The organism is Pseudactinotalea sp. (assembly GCF_048594945.1).
Classification (GTDB): domain Bacteria; phylum Actinomycetota; class Actinomycetes; order Actinomycetales; family Beutenbergiaceae; genus Pseudactinotalea.
The window spans coordinates 1-17,704 of the sequence record NZ_JBMDXJ010000554.1; the positions used below are offsets into that span (position 1 = coordinate 1).

At 69.9% G+C, this 17,704-nt stretch carries 18 protein-coding genes and 1 pseudogene; 6 read left to right on the forward strand and 13 right to left on the reverse strand.

Going from position 1 to position 17,704, the window contains the following annotated elements:
- Nucleotides 1-94: 94 nt before the first annotated feature.
- The 7 genes from ACOJSN_RS25045 to ACOJSN_RS25075 form a co-directional block, all read right to left on the reverse strand.
- The gene (locus tag ACOJSN_RS25045) at nucleotides 95-1,114 is read right to left on the reverse strand and encodes a LacI family DNA-binding transcriptional regulator (RefSeq protein ID WP_420115202.1); all 1,020 of its coding nucleotides are present in this window, start codon (nucleotides 1,112-1,114) and stop codon (nucleotides 95-97) included.
- Between the two features lie 10 nt (nucleotides 1,115-1,124).
- Nucleotides 1,125-2,351 (reverse strand): glycoside hydrolase family 32 protein, encoded by a 1,227-nt coding sequence (locus ACOJSN_RS25050; RefSeq protein WP_420115203.1) that lies wholly within the window; start codon nucleotides 2,349-2,351, stop codon nucleotides 1,125-1,127.
- Nucleotides 2,352-2,362: 11 nt separating this feature from the next.
- Nucleotides 2,363-3,217, reverse strand: a complete 855-nt coding sequence (locus ACOJSN_RS25055; protein WP_420115204.1) for a carbohydrate ABC transporter permease — start codon at nucleotides 3,215-3,217, stop codon at nucleotides 2,363-2,365.
- A gap of 14 nt (nucleotides 3,218-3,231) precedes the next feature.
- On the reverse strand, nucleotides 3,232-4,179 hold the full coding sequence (locus tag ACOJSN_RS25060) for a carbohydrate ABC transporter permease (RefSeq protein WP_420115205.1): 948 nt from the start codon (nucleotides 4,177-4,179) through the stop codon (nucleotides 3,232-3,234).
- 61 nt (nucleotides 4,180-4,240) lie between these two features.
- Complete coding sequence (locus tag ACOJSN_RS25065) at nucleotides 4,241-5,623, reverse strand: extracellular solute-binding protein (RefSeq protein ID WP_420115206.1); 1,383 nt, start codon at nucleotides 5,621-5,623, stop codon at nucleotides 4,241-4,243.
- Between the two features lie 167 nt (nucleotides 5,624-5,790).
- Complete coding sequence (locus ACOJSN_RS25070) at nucleotides 5,791-6,192, reverse strand: nitroreductase family deazaflavin-dependent oxidoreductase (RefSeq protein WP_420115207.1); 402 nt, start codon at nucleotides 6,190-6,192, stop codon at nucleotides 5,791-5,793.
- A 22-nt stretch (nucleotides 6,193-6,214) separates the two neighbouring features.
- The gene (locus ACOJSN_RS25075; protein ID WP_420115208.1) at nucleotides 6,215-7,120 is read right to left on the reverse strand and encodes an ion transporter; all 906 of its coding nucleotides are present in this window, start codon (nucleotides 7,118-7,120) and stop codon (nucleotides 6,215-6,217) included.
- A 263-nt stretch (nucleotides 7,121-7,383) separates the two neighbouring features.
- Between ACOJSN_RS25075 and ACOJSN_RS25080 the strand changes: the two genes are divergently transcribed.
- Together ACOJSN_RS25080 and ACOJSN_RS25085 are read left to right on the forward strand one after the other, a co-directional pair.
- Complete coding sequence (locus ACOJSN_RS25080; protein WP_420115209.1) at nucleotides 7,384-7,683, forward strand: DUF1540 domain-containing protein; 300 nt, start codon at nucleotides 7,384-7,386, stop codon at nucleotides 7,681-7,683.
- Nucleotides 7,684-8,017: 334 nt separating this feature from the next.
- Nucleotides 8,018-8,590, forward strand: coding sequence for a hypothetical protein (locus ACOJSN_RS25085; protein ID WP_420115210.1), 573 nt, complete (start codon nucleotides 8,018-8,020; stop codon nucleotides 8,588-8,590).
- Here the strand turns inward: ACOJSN_RS25085 and ACOJSN_RS25090 are convergent.
- Nucleotides 8,534-9,286 carry a DUF952 domain-containing protein gene (locus ACOJSN_RS25090; RefSeq protein ID WP_420115211.1) on the reverse strand — a complete coding sequence of 251 codons (753 nt, stop codon included), beginning with the start codon at nucleotides 9,284-9,286 and terminating at the stop codon, nucleotides 8,534-8,536. The two genes, ACOJSN_RS25085 and ACOJSN_RS25090, sit on opposite strands and share 57 nt — an antisense overlap.
- Before the next feature lie 64 nt (nucleotides 9,287-9,350).
- On the opposite strand from ACOJSN_RS25090, the gene ACOJSN_RS25095 reads away from it, so the two are divergent.
- Nucleotides 9,351-10,001 carry a GNAT family N-acetyltransferase gene (locus ACOJSN_RS25095; protein ID WP_420115212.1) on the forward strand — a complete coding sequence of 217 codons (651 nt, stop codon included), beginning with the start codon at nucleotides 9,351-9,353 and terminating at the stop codon, nucleotides 9,999-10,001.
- A 183-nt stretch (nucleotides 10,002-10,184) separates the two neighbouring features.
- On the opposite strand, the gene ACOJSN_RS25100 is transcribed toward ACOJSN_RS25095, so the two are convergent.
- The 4 genes from ACOJSN_RS25100 to ACOJSN_RS25115 all read right to left on the reverse strand — a co-directional run bounded on the left by ACOJSN_RS25100 (nucleotide 10,185) and on the right by ACOJSN_RS25115 (nucleotide 13,777).
- On the reverse strand, nucleotides 10,185-10,559 hold the full coding sequence (locus tag ACOJSN_RS25100; protein WP_420115213.1) for a DUF4190 domain-containing protein: 375 nt from the start codon (nucleotides 10,557-10,559) through the stop codon (nucleotides 10,185-10,187).
- A gap of 175 nt (nucleotides 10,560-10,734) precedes the next feature.
- Nucleotides 10,735-12,117: a patatin-like phospholipase family protein gene (locus ACOJSN_RS25105; RefSeq protein ID WP_420115214.1), complete on the reverse strand. Its 1,383-nt coding sequence runs from the start codon at nucleotides 12,115-12,117 to the stop codon at nucleotides 10,735-10,737.
- A 4-nt stretch (nucleotides 12,118-12,121) separates the two neighbouring features.
- On the reverse strand, nucleotides 12,122-12,544 hold the full coding sequence (locus ACOJSN_RS25110) for a hypothetical protein (RefSeq protein ID WP_420115215.1): 423 nt from the start codon (nucleotides 12,542-12,544) through the stop codon (nucleotides 12,122-12,124).
- A gap of 27 nt (nucleotides 12,545-12,571) precedes the next feature.
- Nucleotides 12,572-13,777, reverse strand: coding sequence for an MFS transporter (locus ACOJSN_RS25115; protein WP_420115216.1), 1,206 nt, complete (start codon nucleotides 13,775-13,777; stop codon nucleotides 12,572-12,574).
- Nucleotides 13,778-13,910: 133 nt separating this feature from the next.
- Here ACOJSN_RS25115 and ACOJSN_RS25120 point away from each other — a divergent pair, with 133 nt between their 5' ends.
- Genes ACOJSN_RS25120 through ACOJSN_RS25130 form a run of 3 tightly spaced genes read left to right on the forward strand, consistent with a single transcriptional unit; the run spans nucleotide 13,911 to nucleotide 17,210 of the window.
- Entirely contained in the window at nucleotides 13,911-15,515 is a 1,605-nt protein-coding gene (locus tag ACOJSN_RS25120) for a glycosyltransferase (protein WP_420115217.1), read from the forward strand.
- Between the two features lie 43 nt (nucleotides 15,516-15,558).
- Nucleotides 15,559-16,581 carry a threonine aldolase family protein gene (locus tag ACOJSN_RS25125; protein WP_420115218.1) on the forward strand — a complete coding sequence of 341 codons (1,023 nt, stop codon included), beginning with the start codon at nucleotides 15,559-15,561 and terminating at the stop codon, nucleotides 16,579-16,581.
- Nucleotides 16,582-16,610: 29 nt separating this feature from the next.
- Nucleotides 16,611-17,210 carry a GNAT family N-acetyltransferase gene (locus ACOJSN_RS25130; RefSeq protein ID WP_420115219.1) on the forward strand — a complete coding sequence of 200 codons (600 nt, stop codon included), beginning with the start codon at nucleotides 16,611-16,613 and terminating at the stop codon, nucleotides 17,208-17,210.
- Between the two features lies 1 nt (nucleotide 17,211).
- Here ACOJSN_RS25130 and ACOJSN_RS25135 read toward each other — a convergent pair.
- A pseudogene (locus ACOJSN_RS25135) lies at nucleotides 17,212-17,704 on the reverse strand (ABC transporter substrate-binding protein); the annotation flags it as partial.

The window sequence follows — 17,704 nt, forward strand, 5'->3', positions numbered from 1 at the left end:
TGGCGGTGGGTGAGGTCCCAGGTGAGACGGGGCGGTGGGACTGGACTCACCGCCGTCGGGCTGGGGTGGGACCTGGCGCACCGCTCTCGTGAGTTCAGGGATGGGGCGGCGCGATCGAGTCGCGGAGGACCGGGTCGCAGCCGAGCAGGATGTCCGAGCCGGGCAGCGGAGTGTCGCCCTCGAGGTGGGTGATCAGCGCGTCCATGGCGGCGGTGCCGATCTCCTCGTGGGGGAGGGCGACCGTGGTGAGCGCGGGTCTGAGATGGCGGGCGATGTTCTCGTCGTCGTCGTAGCCCACGACCGAGACATCCTCCGGAACGGAGAGCCCCACACGTGCGGCCGCGAGGTAGACGCCGGCCGCCACCCGGTCGTTCGCGCACAGCAGCGCAGTCGGACGCTCCGCGCGCGAGAGCACCGCGGTGGCCGCCTCGACCCCGTCGCCGATGTCCCAGCCGGTCGGGACCACCTCGGGGGCGGTCAGCCCGGCGGTCTCGAACGCCAGCGCGATCCCGGCCTGCCTCCGCGGCACCGCCACGAAGCTGTCCAAGCCGGCCAGCGCGACCACATGCCGGTGCCCCGCGTCGAGCAGCAGCTGGGCGGCGCGGCGACCGCCCTCGACCTCGTCGGCGATCACGCCCGGGATCGAGCCATCCGGGTCGAAGCAGTTCGCGAGCAGCGCCGGCCGCCCACGCAGCTCGGCCGGCGGCCGGTACTCCCGCAACGACAGCGCCGCGAACATCAGCGCATCGACCTCACGGTGCAACAGCGCCTCGTACGCCGGACCCTCGCGGTCCGCGTCGCCGTGTGTGTCCACCGTGATCAGCAGGTAGCCCGCCGCCATCGCCACGTCGGTCGCCCCGCGGATCAGCTGCCCGCCAAATGCCGACGAGGCGATCTGGTCGGTGACCAGCCCGATCGTCTGCGTCCGCTGGTTGCGCAGGCTGCGGCCCACGCTGTGCGGCCGGTAGCCGAGCTCGGCGGCGGCGTCGAGGATCCGCTGTCGCCGTTCCGGCGCGACCATTCCGGCGTCGCGCCCGTTCACCACCATCGACACGGCGCTGCGGGCCACGCCGGCTCGCGCGGCCACGTCCTTGGCAGTGGGCTTGCGGCTCATGAGAGCAGTTCTACAGCCCCAACGCGTGGACCTGCACACCGACCAGGTCGCCGGTGACCTGCCATCGCGATTCCGGGCCTGGGTAGGCACGTGTGGTGAGTGTGCCGCCGTCGCCGAAGAACACCTCCACGAGGCTGCCGTCCACGAACACCCGGCTCACGTCACGTCCCTCGGGCCAGCACGCGACACCGTCGAGGGTGAGGCCGACCCGCGCCCCACCGGCCACCACCTCGAACGCCGCAGGCAGCGACTCGAGGTCTGCTGCGCCGGTCCGCAGCCCCACCAGCTCGGTGGCCGGCCGCGCCACCACACGGTCGTCGACCACGTCGAGCTCGCGCGGGTAGGTCAGCACCCCCTGCCACGGCGCGGCGGCCAGCCGCGCGCTGCCGTGGTCGGTCTCCCACGACCAACCCCACAGCAGGACCCGGTCATCGACGGCGAGGGCCTGGGGTGCGTAGTACGCGTCACCCTCGTCGAGTCGCCCCGCTGCGCGGGGGATGAACGACGGCGGGGCATCCCCCGAGGCGCTCAGGTCACCGACAACCCAGGCGACCCCGTGAAGGCTGTGGGTTCCGTCCACGAGCTTCCAGAGGCTGATGATCAGTACCCAGTCCTCGCCGATCTGCACCAGGTTGGGGCACTCCCAGATGTCGGCTGCGGCGACGTCGACGACCACCGGGTGGTCCGAGGCCAGCAGCGTGCCGATCTCCTGCCAGTCGGTGAGGTCGTCACAGGCGTACAACAGCACCTCACCTCGGCCGCCGGGCGCGCCGGCACCCTGCACCGCCCACCGGCGCCCGCCGACGTGGAACACGAACGGGTCGCGCAGGTCCGTGAGTGCGGGGTCCCGTGGCAGGCCGGCGACCGGTGGTTCCTCGCGGGTGAACACACGCGCTTCACGGTCGCTGCGCGCCAGCACGGTGCTCGGGCGATCATCGCCCGAGATGCCGGTGAAGACCGCGGTGGGGACGCCGTCGTCGTCCACCAGACAGCCCGACCAGCAGCCACGTGCATCAGGGCCGCCCGGGCGGGGTGCGAGAGCGATCGGCTCGGTGCGCCAGCGAATCAGATCCGGGGAGGACATGTGACCCCAGTGGATGTCGGCGTGCGTGGGGCCGTGCGGATTGTGCTGGTAGAAGACGTGCCAGGTCCCGTCCACCCGCGAGCAGCCGTTGGGGTCGTTGATCCAGCCCGTGGGCGGCCGCCCGTGCAAGGTGGGAAGGGCAGGGTCGTTCACGTGTGCTCCATTCACTTGTTGCTGCCTGCGGTCAGGCCTTCACGCAGCGGCTTGTTGCCGAGGATGAACACCACCAGCGCCGGGATCATCGAGAGCACCACGCCCGCGAGCACCGTTGCGACGCTACCCGTGCCGAGGTTGCCCTGAAGGGTCACCAGGCCGAGCGGCAGTGTGAAGTTCTCCTCGCTGATCAGCATGATCAACGGCCGGAAGAACTCGTTCCAGTGGTAGTTGAAGGCGAGGATCCCCACGATGGCCAGACCAGGTGCGGCGAGCGGCGCGAAGATCGAGAAGAAGGTGCGGAACGGGCCGGCGCCGTCGAGCGAGGCGGCTTCACCCAACTCGTGCGGCAGGCCCAGGAAGTACTGGCGCATGAGGAAGGTGCCGAACGCCGTCGGGATGGCCGGAATGATGAGGGCGAGCAGGGTGTCGGCCAGGCCCATGCCACGGATGAGCAGGAATACCGGAACGATCGTCACCTGCATCGGGACCATCATCGTGGCGAGCACGAGCCCGAACAGCAGGCCCTTGCCACGGAACTCCATCTTCGCGAACACGTACCCGGCCATGGCCGCCGTGATCATCTGGCCGGCGGCGCACAGGCCCGTGACGAGGGCGCTGTTCCACACCAGCAGCCACATGTCCACCTGGGTGAACACGTCGGCGAAGGCGCCGAGGCCGAACGAGCGCGAGCCGGTTCCGGCGTCGAGCGGTGTGAGCGCTGTGACCAGCGTCCAGACCACCGGTCCGAGCGTGAGGAAGGCGGCGACTGCCATCACGACGATCTTGCCGATGCGGCCGAGGGAGCCGCGTGCGCGGTTCTGCGACGGCCGCACGGGGGCCGAGGGGAGGGTCGCGGTTGCCATGTCGGATTCCTGACTCAGCTGTAGAAGACGAAGCGGCGGGACAGGCGGAACTGCAACGCGGTCACGCCGATGATGATGAGCGTGAGCACGATGCCGATGGCCGAGGCACGGCCGAACTCGAGCTGCTGGAAGGCGGACTCGAAGATCACCATGACGGCGGTGCGGGTCGCGTCGCCGGGGCCGCCGCGGGTGAGCACGTACGGCTGGTCGAAGATCTGAAGAGCCGAGATGATCGCCATCACCGAGGCCACGAGCGTGGTCGGTGACAGCAGCGGCAGCGTGATCGCCCGGAACTGCTTGAGGCCGGTGGCGCCGTCGATCGAGGACGCCTCGTAGACGTCGCGGGGGATCGAGGCGAGGCCGCCCACGAACAGGAGGAACGTGAATCCGAAGTTCTGCCACACGTAGACGAGGATCACCACGGTGATCGCGCCGCCGCTCGTGGTCAGCCAACCGACCTCCGGCAGGTTGATGGCCGAGAGCACGGCATTGACGAGCCCGAACTCGGCGTTGAACAGGTACGCCATCACCAGCGAGACCGAAGCCGCGGACAGGATCAGTGGGAAGAAGAACGCCGACCGGAAGAACGTCCGCATCCAACCCGGCATTCGCGACTGCACCAGCACGGCCAGGAACAGCGCCACCGCGAGTTGCAACGTGACCGCGATGATCACGAAGCCGAAGGTGTTGAGGAACGACACCCGAACCGTCGGGTCGGTCGCCAGCTCGGCGAAGTTCGAGAGCCCCACGAACTCGGGGTTGCTGATGATGTCCCAGCGGAAGAACGCCAGCACGATCGAGCCGAGGATCGGGACCATCGTGAACAGGCCGAGGCCGAGCAAGGTCGGCGCCAGGAACAGCCAGGTGAGCCAGCGCGTGGCTCGGCGGTCTGCCCGCGGAACAGCGGTCGGCGCCGCCTTCGGTGCGTCGGCGGCAGCCGTGGGGACGACGGCGGTGCTCATGCGGGGTCCCCGCGGAGTTGTTCGGGGGAGCGGAGCGGAGGAGAGGAACTCCGTGGGGTGCTCATGTTGTCCTCCTCAGAGCCAGGGCGAGGTCGCGTTGGAGGGTGCCGAGAGCCGAGCGGACGCCGGCGTCGGATCGTGCCGTGACGGCGCCGACCACGTTCTTGATCAAGGCCGTCTCGACGGCGGCCTGCTGAGGCGGCGCCGGGATCGGGCCTGCCGGCAAGGTGTCGAGGGTGTCGTAGAAGACCCGCCAGTGGGACGGTCCCTTCTCGGAGTAGAAGGCCTCGGTGCACATCGAGCGTCGCACCGGCGTGGTGTTCGGCGTGGGGAACGCCAGTTGCATCCCCTCGCGCGTGGTGCAGAACTTGATCCACTCCCACGCCTCGTCCTTGCGCTGCGAGGTCGACATCATCGCGTATCCGGCGGCGCCGAACTGGTGCCGCTGTCCGTTCCACTGCGGGAAGTACGAGACGTCATAGTCCGCGGGGGTCATGCCGCCCTCGGAGAGGCCCTGGACCCAGAATCCCCCGGCGGGCGTCATGCCGATCTGACCCTGCGCGAAGCGTGCGACGAGCTCACCGCCACCACCCTGCGCCGGACTGGACCCGAGGCCTTCGGCCACGATCGTTCGCAGGTAGTCGAAGCTCTCGAAGACGCGCTCGTCGTCCGCGTTCGGCTCCAGCCAGCGGTACCCGCCGGAGCGGCCGGTCTCGCCGGGGTAGAAGGAGTCCCAGAGCCACTCGCCGCCGGGTGCGGTGGTCTCGGCGAGGAAGCTGGTGTCGTTGATGTACAGCCACGGCACCACCCCGCCCCAGAGCCGATTGGTCCAGAAGAACGGGAGGAACGAGCCCGTGTTCGCGCGGCCCATCTCGCGGGCGTAGCGCAGGAAGTCGTCCTGGTTCCAGTCGTCTGCTGGGCGTTCGAGGCCAGCGGTCTCCAGCGCGCTCGTGTTGTAGTAGACGTTCGCCGCGTTGAAGTCGATCGGGAGCTGGTACAGGCTGCCCTCGTACATGAAGGACTCGATCAGCGAGGGGTTGACGTCGTCGAAGTAGTCCTTCAGCTCGGCGGCGTCGCGCTGGATGAACTCGTCGAGCGGGTGGGCGAGCCGGTCAGCGAACAGCTGCGCGCCTTCCGGCGCGACGACCACGTCGTCCGGCGGGGTGCCTGCCGCTACCAGCGTGAGGATCTTCGCGAAGAAGTTGCTCCAGTCCTGCCCTTGGATCGGCATGATCCGCACGCCGATGTCTGGGTGCAGCTCGTTGAACGCCCTGACCAGGTCGGCGCGCGCAGCGGCGTCCTGGGCGTTGCCGAGGATCGCGACAGTGAGTACGTCGTCACCTCGCCCCGGGATGTCCGCGGCGACCAGGCGTGGGCCCGAGAGCGCGGTCCCCACCACCCCCAGTCCCGCGAGCCCGAGCACAGCTCGGCGGCTGAGATCCATTCGGTACTCCTCACAGCGTTGTGGGTTCGGCGGGTGGTCCCGCCACCTGTCCTGGCTCGTGTGCTCCGATCAGACACGTGTCAGGTCGAGCTGGCACAACGGTGGCACACAAGCCAGACACGTGTCAAGTCCGAGCTCGTTGCCGAGCGGCGAGCTCGCCGTGGGAGTCAGTGCGTGCGGCGGGGGCGCGCGCTCCGCACCGGGAGTTCCACGAAGTCCGCCACCCCTGCCCGGGGGAGAACGAGCTGGACCGGCGCGGGCATACGCGAGAGGCCCTCCGCCGTCGAGATCTCAGCGGGAGGGCCGAGTTCGAGGAGGGCGCGGCCGAGACGCATCCGGCCACCGCCGGCAGCTCGGAGATTCTTGAGCCAGTCGACGCCGGGACCGTAGGTCAGAGCGAGCGTGACCACGTCGCCGCGCCGGAACGCCAGCAGCGTGGTGTGGAATGTCCGCCCCGACCGGCGACCCACGTGCTCCAGCTCCGCGAACGGGCCGAGGCCCACCAGGTGGCGCAGTACGCGGTTCGTCACGCGCTTGTTGAGTTGAGCGAGGCGTTGCGGCAGCACCATCCCTCGATGGTGCCACGCGCGCTCAGGGGCGCGCTCGAACCAGTTCGGTCAGATCGGCGATCTGCTTCCGCAGCGCCACGATCTCCTCGTGAGTGCTCGACGGCGGAGTGTCGGGTTCGCCGGTGGCTGTCTCCGTGGTCTCAATCGCCTCGTGGGGCTCCGCAGGCTCCGCCGCGTCGTCGCGCATGTGCTGCATCGCGTCGACGATCACCGCGATGAAGAGGTTGAGCACGGTGAACGCGCTCAACAGGATGTACGGCACGAAGAAGAACGGCGCCCAGGGGTGCACCTCGATCATCGCGCGGGTGAGCACGCTCCAGTTGTCGAGCGTCATCACCTGAAACAGGGTGAACAACGACGCGGAGAGGCTTCCGAACTCCTCCGGGAACGAGTCCTTGAAGAGCATCGTGGCCATCACGCCGCTGACGTAGAACAGCAGCACGAGCAGCGCGCCGATCGAGAGGATTCCCGGCACGGCCTTGACCAGTGCCTCGACCACCCGGCGCAGTTGCGGCACCATCGAGATCAGGCGCAGCACGCGGAGGACACGCAGCGACCGCAGTACGCCGAACGCGCCCGATCCAGGGATCAGCGCGATGCCGACCACCAGCAGGTCGAACACGTTCCAGCTCGTCTTGAAGAACTTCAGCCGGCAGGCGTAGAGCTTGATGAGGAGCTCGGCCACGAAGATCGCCAGGCACGCGTGGTCGATCGCGTGCAGCAGATCGGCGTGCCTGGCCATGACGGCGTCCGAGGTCTCGAAGCCGAGGGTCGCCGCGTTGATGATGATGATCACGATGACGATGTTCTGGATCGGGGACGACTCGATCCAGCTGCCTACTCGGTCGCGGCTGTACCAGCGCTGCGGCTTGTCGGGTTCGGCGACGTCTTCGTGCTCAGGGGTCGGGCGGGTGGTCGTGGTAGTCATGTACGTCCGCAGCTGGTCGGGGGTGCTCAACGGAGGAAGAATGGCGGTCCTGGGCCGCGACGGCAAGCGGCAGAACTGCCCCGGGCGGCCGGGCGGGCGGGGCTGCAGATTGCGAAACGCGGCAGTAATTGAATGAGAGTGACCATTTGGAAATGTCGCTATTCGCATATTCGGCCACTTCAGGTAAGCCTCTCCTTGCTATCTTTTCCCGCCGCGAGAATCTATTCTGAGCGGGAATTGTTCACCCGGACTGGAGGATCATCATGGCTACCCTCGCTGAGCTGCCCCAGGTGTCTGAATGCACCGTGTCCGGCTGCTCCTACAACGACCACTCGAGCTGTCACGCAGGCGCCGTGACGATCGCGGGCGTGGGCGGCGACGCCCAGTGCGCCACGTTCATCCCGCTCAACGTCAAGGGCGGACTCGACACGGTGCTCGCCAGCGTCGGCGCGTGCCAGCGTGCCAACTGCGTGCACAACGAGAACCTCACCTGCACCGCCACTGCGGTGCGCATCGGCGCCGGCAGCGACCTCGCCGACTGCCTCACCTTCCAGCCCCGCTGATTCCAGCGACAGCGCCGCTGCAACCGATCTCGGCTGCAGCGGCGCTTCTCGTCGGATCGTGACCTGTTCGTGCTTCACGCGCGACGCGCGGTGTGCCACGATCCGATGGTGCGGGCCGAGTGCTCGCCGAGCGAGGGGGCAGGCACGTGTGTGGTCATCACAGCGGCGTGAGATCACCGGTCCGTGTCTGGCGCTCGGCTGCCTTCCCGCTGGTGCTGCCTCGTAGCGGCCCGCCTTCGCCTGCGATCGGCGTCGGCGCTCTCGTGGTCGCGCCGGTCCGCGGCCCGCGGCGCCGCTCGCGCAAGCACCGAGCACTCCGAGACACGATCACGGCATGAGCCGCGTCCGGATCCTGGTCCTGGTGCTGCTGGCGCTCGTGCTGGCGCCGGTCCCGCTGGTGGCGACCACGGCGCCCGCGCATGCCTGTTCGTGCCACGAGCTGACCTCCGACGAGGTCTGGGAGCACGCCGATGTGGTGGTGGTCGGCACCGTGACCGACCGGCAGGGTGACCCCGACGGCTTCGAGGAGCTGACCTACGAGCTGTCGGTGTCAGCCGTCTACAAGGGCACCACGCGCAGCGCGCTGACGTTCCACGCGCACGCCGACGGTGCCGCCTGCGGACTGCTGTTCGACGTCGACGACTCCGAGCGCGTGTTCGTGTTGCACGAGTACGAAGGCGACCTGATCACCAACGTCTGCACGATGTCGCAGGCGACCCCGATCCCGGACGACTACGTCGGCACCGAGCAGCCGCCCGCCACGACCGAACCGCCCACCGGTGCCGATGACGACGATGCCACCCGCACGGGCGCCGCCGGATCCTGGGCGCCGTTGTGGCTCGGACTCGGGCTAGGAGCCCTGGTGCTCGCCGCCCTGTGGTTGGTGCTGCGTCGACCCCTCCGGTAGCGGAACCACGCCCGTCACGGCCCCCACCGGGATCGGCCCGTACACGTGCGGGAATCGTTCGCTCGCGGGATCGCGCGGATCCCCGGGCTCCACGAGCACGTCGACCTCGAGCATCTCCGGGTCGATCTCCAGCACCACCAACGGTGCGGTGACATCGGCGTAGAACCGGCGAGCCACGCCCTCGACCTGGTCCGGGAACGAGGCGTGGACGAAGCCCTCCTGCGCGAGCGAACGACCGAGCGTCGACACGTCGTACGAACCGGTGACCTGCGCCCGCTCCCAGTCCGAGGCGAGCGCGATATGTCGCAGCGTGCCCAGCGGCTGCACCACCTGCACCGCGTGACCGTCAGGATCAGCGACCCACGCGATGAGAAGTCGCCCCAACCAGACGTGAGGAGCCCCGAGATCGGGTGCTCCGCCGTCGACCAATCGACGGTGGGCCGCCCGCACATCGTCGGTCCAGAGGACGACGGCGGCCCGCTGGCCCTGGTCGATCGGGTCCAGTCCATGGTGCTCACGGGTCGAGGAGGCGGTGGCGAGCCCGAGCCGGTAGCCGTCGAGCTCGAGATCGACATGGATGGGGGCGGCGGGCGCTGCAGGCGTGCGGAAGGCCTCGCGGAAGCCGACGCCGGTGTAGAAGCGCGCGGTGGCGGGCAGATCCGAGCACAGCAGCACGACCTGCGGGGAGTGGAACACGCACCGCACGCTACCGAGCCGAAACGGTTTGCGCGCCTGCCGCCGCGGCTGCCAGGATCCCGCGATGAGCGCGATCAGCGACGTGTACCCGGTCCTCGGCCTCTCGATCCGATCAGGCTCACTCGAGCTGCGGGGCCTGACCGATGACGACCTTGCGGCGCTCGGCGCGCTGGCCCGACGTGGCGTGCATCCGGCGGACCGGATGCCGTTCTACCACCCGTGGACCGACGCCCCGGTCGAGGAGATCCCGCTCGGGATGGCGCAGTACCACTGGGGCGTGCGGGCGCGCTTCTCGCAGGCGGCGTGGACGCTCGACCTCGGTGTCTGGGTAGACGGCGAACTGGTGGGGACGCAGGGATTCAGCACCACCGACTACCTCGTCACCCGCACTGGGGAGACCGGTTCGTGGCTCGGGGTCGAGCACCAGGGCGCCGGCATCGGCACCCGGATGCGGCAGGCGATGTGCGCGTTCGTCTTCGACCACCTCGACGCGGCCGAGGTGACCTCGGGAGCCTTCGTCGACAACCCGGCGTCGGTGGCGGTCAGTCACAAGGTGGGGTACGTGGACAACGGCGTCAGCCGGAAGAAGCGGCGCGGCGAGGTGGCCGACCACATCGCGTTCACGCTGACGCCCGAGGCGTTCGTGCGCGGCGAGCCGATCGAGGTGAGCGGTGCGGACGCGTTCCGCCGGTTGATCGGGCTCGATCGAGCCTGACCCGTCACAGGGCGAAGGCGCCGGCGCGCCTCACCTCCCACCCGGCGGTGAGCCCGGTGCCACGTCGTGGCCGGGGCGGGGGGGGGGGGGGGGGCCCCCGGGCGCGCCGGGGGTTGGCCCCACCCCCCCCGCACCGGGGAAGACGTGGGACCACACTCACCGGTGGGGGTGGAGGGCGAACCCCTACGTCTGCGACCCGGCCCAGAAGAGGAACCCGAACGACGCGACGATCAGACCCAGGTAGAACAGGATCTCGAGGTACCCGAGAATCAGGCCCGCGATGGCGAGCCCGGTGCCGCGCTCACCGGTGCGCTTGATCTGCGACAGGGCGAGGTGACCGGCGATGACGGCGAAGATCGCCGTCGCGCACAGGCCGAGCACGAGCGCAGCGATCGCCCACGGGTTGTAGGAGTCCTGCGGAACCAGGCCGCGGTACTCGGCGTTCGGGGAGCCGTACTGCGGGGTGCGGTTCGCGCTGAGGTAAGGGCTGGTCGGCGCATCCTCTGGCGGCACAGGCGCATCGTGGGTGCCGTAGGGCGTACTTCCTGGTTGGCTCACGGTCTCCTCCTCTGCTCCGCTTCCGCCATCGTGCCATCCGTCGCGTGACGGCGGGCGATTCCGCCGGCCCGGGGAGGTGGCAGAGGTACCCGCTTCGCGAGGGTGAGGACATGGACACCGCACCGACCGCCCGCACCGACCTGACGCCGACCACGGTCCCGTGGCTTGCGGCCGGTCACGGAAGCGTGAGCTGCTGCTCGATCTCGAAGGTGTGCTGCTCCCAGCCCTGCCACCAGGACTCGGCTCCAGCGGGCAGCTCGCCCGCAGGGACACGTGCCAGGAGGTCGCGCAACTCGCTCTTCGCCTCGACGACCTCGGTCTCGGAGGCGACGCCCTGGGCGAAGGCGGCCTCCTCGGCCTCCCAGGCGCGCCGGCGGGTGCGGATGATCTCGTCGGTGAGCTCCTGCCGTTGCGGGTCGGCCCCGGTCACGACGTCACGCGCACGCAGGTAGCCGTAGTCGACGGCGATCGTGATCAGTCCGGGATCGATCGTCACGAGGTCGTGCACGTCCACGGTCGGCGCGATCACCGTGACGCCGCGATCCCGGGCGAAGGCGATCTCGTCACGCTGCAGCTCGTCGGACATGATGCCGCTGGCGCTGCGCATGATGATCGAGAAGATGTCGGCCGTCTCGAACGACTCCAGCGTTCCCGTCCCCGACGGCGAGGCCACCACCGCGTAGCAGGTCGACACCCCCAGATGGTCGAGCACCACCTGAGCGGGCAGGTTCTCGCGGACCCCGCCGTCCACGTAGTTCTCACCCGCGAGCGGCACCGGCGGGAACACACCGGGGATGGCGCACGAGGCGCGGATCGCCTCGACCACGTCCACCTCACCGAGCTCCGGCAGCGGGACGTTCTCCCGATCGGTGAAAGCGCCCACGTTGGTCACGTAGCGCAGCTCGCCGCTCTCCAACGCCACCAGGGCGACGCGCAGCGTCACCGGTGACGCCGCCAGCCGCTCGGCATCGAACACGTGCGGCTCCAGCAGCCGGTCCACGATCGGGCCCGGCATGAACGCCGCGCGTTCCTGCACCGGTCCGCTCACGATCAGCTGCAGATCCGCGCTGGATCGGCCCGCTTCCCACAGTGTGCCCAGGGCCTCCCACGCCGTGCTGGGGTTCCACCCGCTGCCGTGCTCCTCGGCGTCGCCACGACCCGACCGTTGCCGGAGCGCGAGCACCTTGCGCCAGGTGGGCATGTGCGCGCGGAGCCGCGAGAACCAGGGGTACTCCGTGAACATGTCGCTGCTGGAGGTCATCCCCAGCCAGATCCGCTCGAGCTGAGCGAGGCTCGCGCGCTGACCCTCGTGGTCGCTGTACTGCGCGAGCACGCTCCCCAGGATCGATCCCGCCGAGGTGCCGGCGATCACCTGCGGCGTGATTCCCACCTCGTCGTAGAGGTAGCGCAGCACCCCGATCTGGAACGAGGAGCGAGCACCGCCTCCACTGAGCACGAGACCGACACGAGATCCCTGATCCCGGCTCGGGACGCCGTCGCGCTCTCGATTGCGCGGCAGGAACGGGGCCTGCCGCCACCAGCGTGCCAGCTCGCCCATCGGGTCAGACGTACGGGTTGGAGCCGGGCTCGTGCGGCTTCTGCCCGGTGGTGGGGTACCCGGTGCCCTGATAGGTGGTCGGGGCCGCACCCGGCCGGTTCGGGTCGAGCGACCCCACGGCGTGGCGACCCAGCACCACCGCGGACGCGAGCACCGCCACCCCGGCGATGAAGAACCCCGACGTGATCACGGAGATGACTGCGCTGATCGCTCCGAACGCGGGGTGACCCAAGGAATCGATCATCGAGTGAAAGAACTGAGGCATCGTCAGCGCGGCCTGCCAGATGAGGCCGATGACCGATCCGACCAGCATCAGCACGAGACCGAGCCACATCCGACCCCTGGCGGGACCCGCCTTGGGCGCCATCACCACACCGATGATCACCAGTGCGATCGGCGACAGGATCGACAACAGCAGTCCGTACACGAGTTCCCCCTCTAGGCGACGTCGCCCTCAGCCTATCCGCGGGCGGGTGGTGACACCCCGGAGAACGGCCGCTGTCGAGAGCGCCACCAGCGCTGCCAGGCCCGCGGCACCCATGCTCACGACGTACCCTGCGTGCCCGCCGTGCAGGTCGATCACTCGCCCTCCGACCGAGCTGCCGACGGCGAACCCCACCCCGATCGCGGTGCCCACCCAGGTGAGTCCTTCCGTCAGGCGAGACGGTGGGACCAGCTGCTGGACGAGCGCGTTACCGGTGATGATGGTCGGAGCGATCGCGAACCCGGTCACGAACATGGCGGCGGCGAGGACCCAGAGTGAATCGGCCAGGACGAACAGGCAGATCCCGGCCGCCAGTCCGAGGATCCCGATGACGAACCGCTTCCAGGCCAGCATCGTGAACTCGCGCGCACCGTAGAGCAGGCCGGAGATCAGCGAGCCGCACGCGAACACACCGAGCACCACGCCGGCCAGCCCGGGCGCGCCCTGCTCCTTCGCGAACGCCACTGTGGCCACGTCGACCGAGCCGAAGATCGAGCCCATCGCGATGAAGACGACCGCGATGATCACCATGCCTGCGGAACGAATGACCGAGCCGCGCTCGCCCTCTGCAGGGCGACCGGACGCCGTCGGCTCGGAGCGTCGCTGTGCGAGGAACCAGAACCCGCCGCCGCCCGCGGCGGCGATCGCGATGAGCAGACCGGCGACCGGGTTGATCGCGGCCGCGAGCGTGGTCGCGAGGACGGGGCCGACCACGAAGACCAGCTCGTCGAGGGCCGACTCCAGCGAGTAGGCCGTGTGGAGCTGACGGGGGCCGTCGACGACCTGGTTCCAGCGGGCACGCACCAGGGCGCCCATCGAGCCGACCGTGGCGCCGGCGAGCGCGGCGGCGGGGTACAGCGCCCACGCGGGGCCTTGCAGCATCGCAGCGACCGCGAGCCCGACCAGCCCGGACATCGCCACCACGAGCGAGGGGCGCATGATGCGGGACTGCCCGCAGCTGTCCACGAGCTTGGACAGCTGCGGCGCGCAGATCGCCTGCGCCACGGTGTAGACCGCGGCGACCTGACCGGCGAGGGCGTAGGAGGAGTACACCGCCTCCACCAGCAGCACGATGGAGATCGTCACCATCGACATCGGCAGCCGGGCGAGCACCCCGGCACTGGAGAAGGCCACGGCTCCGGGGAGCGCGAGGACCTTCCGATAGGGCGCGAGCACTGCCAGATTGTGCCACTCGTCAACCCATCACGCCGCCGCTGCCTCGTGCGTTCCTACGTCGGCAATGACGGTCGTAGGCTTGCCGTGCTGCGCAGGGTGACGCGGCGATCAGGACCGAGCTGAGTGAGGCGCCGTGGGCATCGTCGGGAGTGCACTGGACGGTGTGCTCCGACTACGTGCGGCGCGCGCGGCGGGCCGCGCCGCGTGGCGTGCCCATCTGGTGGTGCCCACGCGCGCCGACGTGCTCGTGGACTCCAGCCTGCAAGTCGCGAGGGTGTTCGCCGATCGCGGCCACCACGAGGACGCCGCAACCGTGCTGCGCTCGGCCGAGGCGAAGGCGAGCGGCTCCCAGGTGCGCGCCGAGCTCGCCGCTGCGCGGGCGCTCGCCGAGCTGGAGTCGGCTCGTGTCCCCGAGGACCTGGATCAGGTCCTCGAGGACGTGCTCACCGAGGCCGATCGTCACCTCGACGGCGGAGAGATCGGTCCCAGCGCCGCTCGCCTCGCCGATGCGCTCGCCCTGAGCTATCACCCGGCGCGCCACTTCGGGCCGGGTGCGTCGCCGCTGCTCAGCGACCACCGGGCATTCTTCGAGCCTTTCGAGCGGTCGTCGGCGTTCCAGGTGCTGCTCGATGACCCGCGCCCGCGTGCCCGGCCCACGCGCGAGGCGCGGACGGAACGACTGCTCGTGCTCGGGTACGACAACCGGTCTTTCATCGACCCACTTGCTGCCGAGTACCGGGCGGCGGGCGTGGAGGTGCGGGTGCTCGATCTCGCGGCCGACGCCGGTCTGCGGCCGCAGCTGTCGCTGCGATCGCTGGTGGAGGCGCGGCTGCGGTACGGTCTGGACGGAACCCGGCCACCGCTTCCCGAGCACCTCGCCGACGACCTGTCCTGGGCCGAGGTCGTCTTCGTGGAATGGGGGCACCGGGCGTTGGTGTGGGCCTCGCTGGTGCGTGGCATCGAGGCGCCGCTTGTCACGCGAGTGCACCGGTACGAGGCGATGACCCCGATGCCGCTGCTCACCGCGTGGAGCTCCGTGGAGCGCGCCGTGTTCGTGGCGCCCGCGATCCGCGCGGTGGTCGAGGCCACGGCGCCGGCGATCACGCGCGCGGGTACCGAGGTGCAGGTGGTGCCGAACCGGCTCGAGCTGGCGCGCTGCGAGCGGGAGAAGCTCCCGGGCGCCGAGCACACTCTTGCGCTGGTGGGGTGGAACAAGGTGGTCAAGGACCCCGCGTGGGCTCTGGACGTGCTCGCCGCGCTCCGTGTGACCGACGACCGCTGGCGGCTGTTGCTCGTGGGTGAGCAGCAGCCCGCGGACAGCCTCGAGGAGAGTTTCGAGTACCACGAGGACCTGACGCGCCGCATCGTCAAGCTCCGCGACGCCGTGGAGGTCACCGGGTTCTCCGGCGACGTGCCTGCGCTGCTGCAGCAGGTGGGTGTGATCCTGTCGACCAGCCGTTTCGAAGGGACTCACGAGGCACTGCTCGAAGGTGTCGCCAGCGGTGCGCTGCCGGTGGTGCGGAACTGGCCCGCGCTGCGGTCCTGGGGCGGGCCAGGCTCGCTCTACCCGCCCGAGTGGGTGGTGGACAGCCCGCAGGCGGCGGCGGCACGGATCCTCGCGGCTACGCCCTCACCGCCCGCGAGCTCGGCCGCCCGGTCGGCGCAGCGTTGGGCGCTGAGCACCATGGACTGGGACGTGGTTCGGCCTGCGTTCGACGCCGTGGTGCTCGAGCCCTGACGCGGCGGCGCCAGTCATTCGGTGCGGCTGGGATGCTGAGCACGTGAGCCCGATCGATCTGCGCAGCGACAACACCGCCGCGGCCGAGCCGTACGTGCTGGAGGCGCTCGCGGGCGTGAGCACCGGCACCGCCGCCTCCTACGGCGACGACGAGGTGACCACTCGACTGGGCCGGCGCGTGAGCGAGGTGTTCGAGCGCGAGGCGTTCGTGTTCCCGGTCGTCTCGGGCACCGCCGCGAACGCGCTGGGCCTGTCGGCGCTGTGCCCGCCGTGGGGCGCCGTGGTGTGCCACGAAGGTGCGCACATCCTCGTCAACGAGGCGATGGCTACCTCGATGTTCAGTGGTGGTGCCGCCGTGCTGGGGCTCAGCGGTGAGGGCTCTCGATTGACGACGGCGGTGCTCGCCTCGTTCTTCGAGCGCACCGCGTGGGGTGATCCGCACAGCTCGCAGCCCGCAGTGCTGAGCCTCACGCAGGCGACCGAGATGGGCGAGGTATATGCGCCGTCGGAGATCGCCTCGCTGGGCGAGCTCGCGCACAGCCGCGGCGTGCGGATGCACCTGGACGGTGCTCGCTTCGCGAACGCGCTGGCCGCGCTGGGGTGCACGCCCGCCGACCTCACGTGGCGGGCCGGGGTCGACGTGCTCAGTCTCGGCGCCACCAAGAACGGGACGATGACCGCCGACGCGATCGTCACTTTCGACCCTGACGTCGCCGCCGAGCTCAGGTACCGGCTCAAGCGCGCGGGTCACGTCGCGTCGAAGGGGCGGTTCCAGGCGGCCCAGCTCGAGGCGTATCTGCGCGACGGGCACTGGCTTGCCTCGGCCGGCCGTGCCAACGCGGCGCTGCAGCGGCTGCTCGCTGGACTGGCTCAGCTGGGGTTCGCACCGGTGGTGCCGGCGCGGGCGAACCTGGCCTTCGTGGCGGTGCCCGACGAGGTGTCTGCGCGGTGGGCTGCCGCTGGCGTGCAGTTCTACGTGATCTCGCCTGGCGTGGTGCGGTTCGTCACCAGCTGGGCAACCACCGACGCCGAGATCGACGAGGCACTCCGGCGCTGTCGGCGATAACCCGTGGACGCCGCGCGTAGCGTCACGGTGTGACCGATTGGACGATCCGTCCGTACCGCGACAGCGACGAGGCCTCGTGGCTGCGCTGTCGGGTCCTGGCATTCCTCGGCTCCCAGTACTACGACGACGTCAAGCCGAGCCGTACCGTGCTCGACGAGCCGTCGCTGGCATTGGTCGCGGTGCGGGCGAAGCCGGCGGAGATCAGCACGCCCGGGCCGGACCAGGTGGTCGGGATCCTCGACCTCGAGGCGTGGGACGACAACGGCCTGCGCCGGGCCACGATCGACACTGTCGCCACCCACCCTGACCACGAGCGTCACGGCATCGCCGGCGCGCTGCTCGAGGCAGCGACGCCGTGGTTGCGCGAGCAGGAGGTGCGCGCTCTGGACGCCTGGACCCGCGAGGATGACGCCGCCAACACCTGGTACCTGCGCCACGGCTTCACGAAGCGCGAGGAGTACCTGCACGTGCACAAGGGCTGGGACGAGGACGCGCCCGGCTTCGCCTCACCCGCCCCGCTGACGCCACCGGTCACCGCGTTCGCTCACGCCCGACTCGAGGACGAGGTCGCGCTACGCGCGACCTTCTCGCGCGTGTATCGCTGCCGCCGGTATCAGCGCGACCTCTGAGTCATCCCACCACGACGGCGGCGTCGACCTCCTCGATCGTCGCGGCGGCGGCCTCGGCCGGCGTGAGGTTGCCGAAGCGCACCTCGCTGAGATTGCGCGTGAACACGTCCTGCGCGCCGCTGGTACCGGTGGGCTGCACGGCCGGGGTGGTGCTGATCTCCGCGAGTACCGCCGTCATGAACTCCACCACGTAGGTGTCGGTCTCGGTGAGCTTGTCCTGCATCGACGCCACGAGCTCCGGGTTGGAGGGGACGCCGCGGTTGAGCAGCTGGATCGCGTTGGCGGCCTCGTCGTTCACGAGGAAGTCGACCAGCGCCGCAGCCGTCTCCGGGGCGGCGGATCGGGCGGAGATCGACCAGAACATCGACGCCTTGCCGAACAGCCCGTTCTCCTCGGCCGTGCCGGTGAGCGAGGGCGGGCGCAGCATCACGATGTCGTCGCGGCCGCTGGCCTCGCGGTAGCTGCCGAGCTGGTTGGTCCAGGCCCAGCTCAGC

Coding starts and splice junctions, on each gene's coding strand:
- ACOJSN_RS25105 (WP_420115214.1), bottom strand. CDS start 12,117: ATGGGCGAGCTGGCACGCTGGTGGCGGCAGGCCCCGTTCCTGCCGCGC.
- ACOJSN_RS25080 (WP_420115209.1), top strand. CDS start 7,384: ATGGCTACCCTCGCTGAGCTGCCCCAGGTGTCTGAATGCACCGTGTCC.
- ACOJSN_RS25055 (WP_420115204.1), bottom strand. CDS start 3,217: ATGGCAACCGCGACCCTCCCCTCGGCCCCCGTGCGGCCGTCGCAGAAC.
- ACOJSN_RS25095 (WP_420115212.1), top strand. CDS start 9,351: ATGAGCGCGATCAGCGACGTGTACCCGGTCCTCGGCCTCTCGATCCGA.
- ACOJSN_RS25045 (WP_420115202.1), bottom strand. CDS start 1,114: ATGAGCCGCAAGCCCACTGCCAAGGACGTGGCCGCGCGAGCCGGCGTG.
- ACOJSN_RS25060 (WP_420115205.1), bottom strand. CDS start 4,179: ATGAGCACCGCCGTCGTCCCCACGGCTGCCGCCGACGCACCGAAGGCG.
- ACOJSN_RS25070 (WP_420115207.1), bottom strand. CDS start 6,192: ATGGTGCTGCCGCAACGCCTCGCTCAACTCAACAAGCGCGTGACGAAC.
- ACOJSN_RS25085 (WP_420115210.1), top strand. CDS start 8,018: ATGAGCCGCGTCCGGATCCTGGTCCTGGTGCTGCTGGCGCTCGTGCTG.
- ACOJSN_RS25075 (WP_420115208.1), bottom strand. CDS start 7,120: ATGACTACCACGACCACCCGCCCGACCCCTGAGCACGAAGACGTCGCC.
- ACOJSN_RS25065 (WP_420115206.1), bottom strand. CDS start 5,623: ATGGATCTCAGCCGCCGAGCTGTGCTCGGGCTCGCGGGACTGGGGGTG.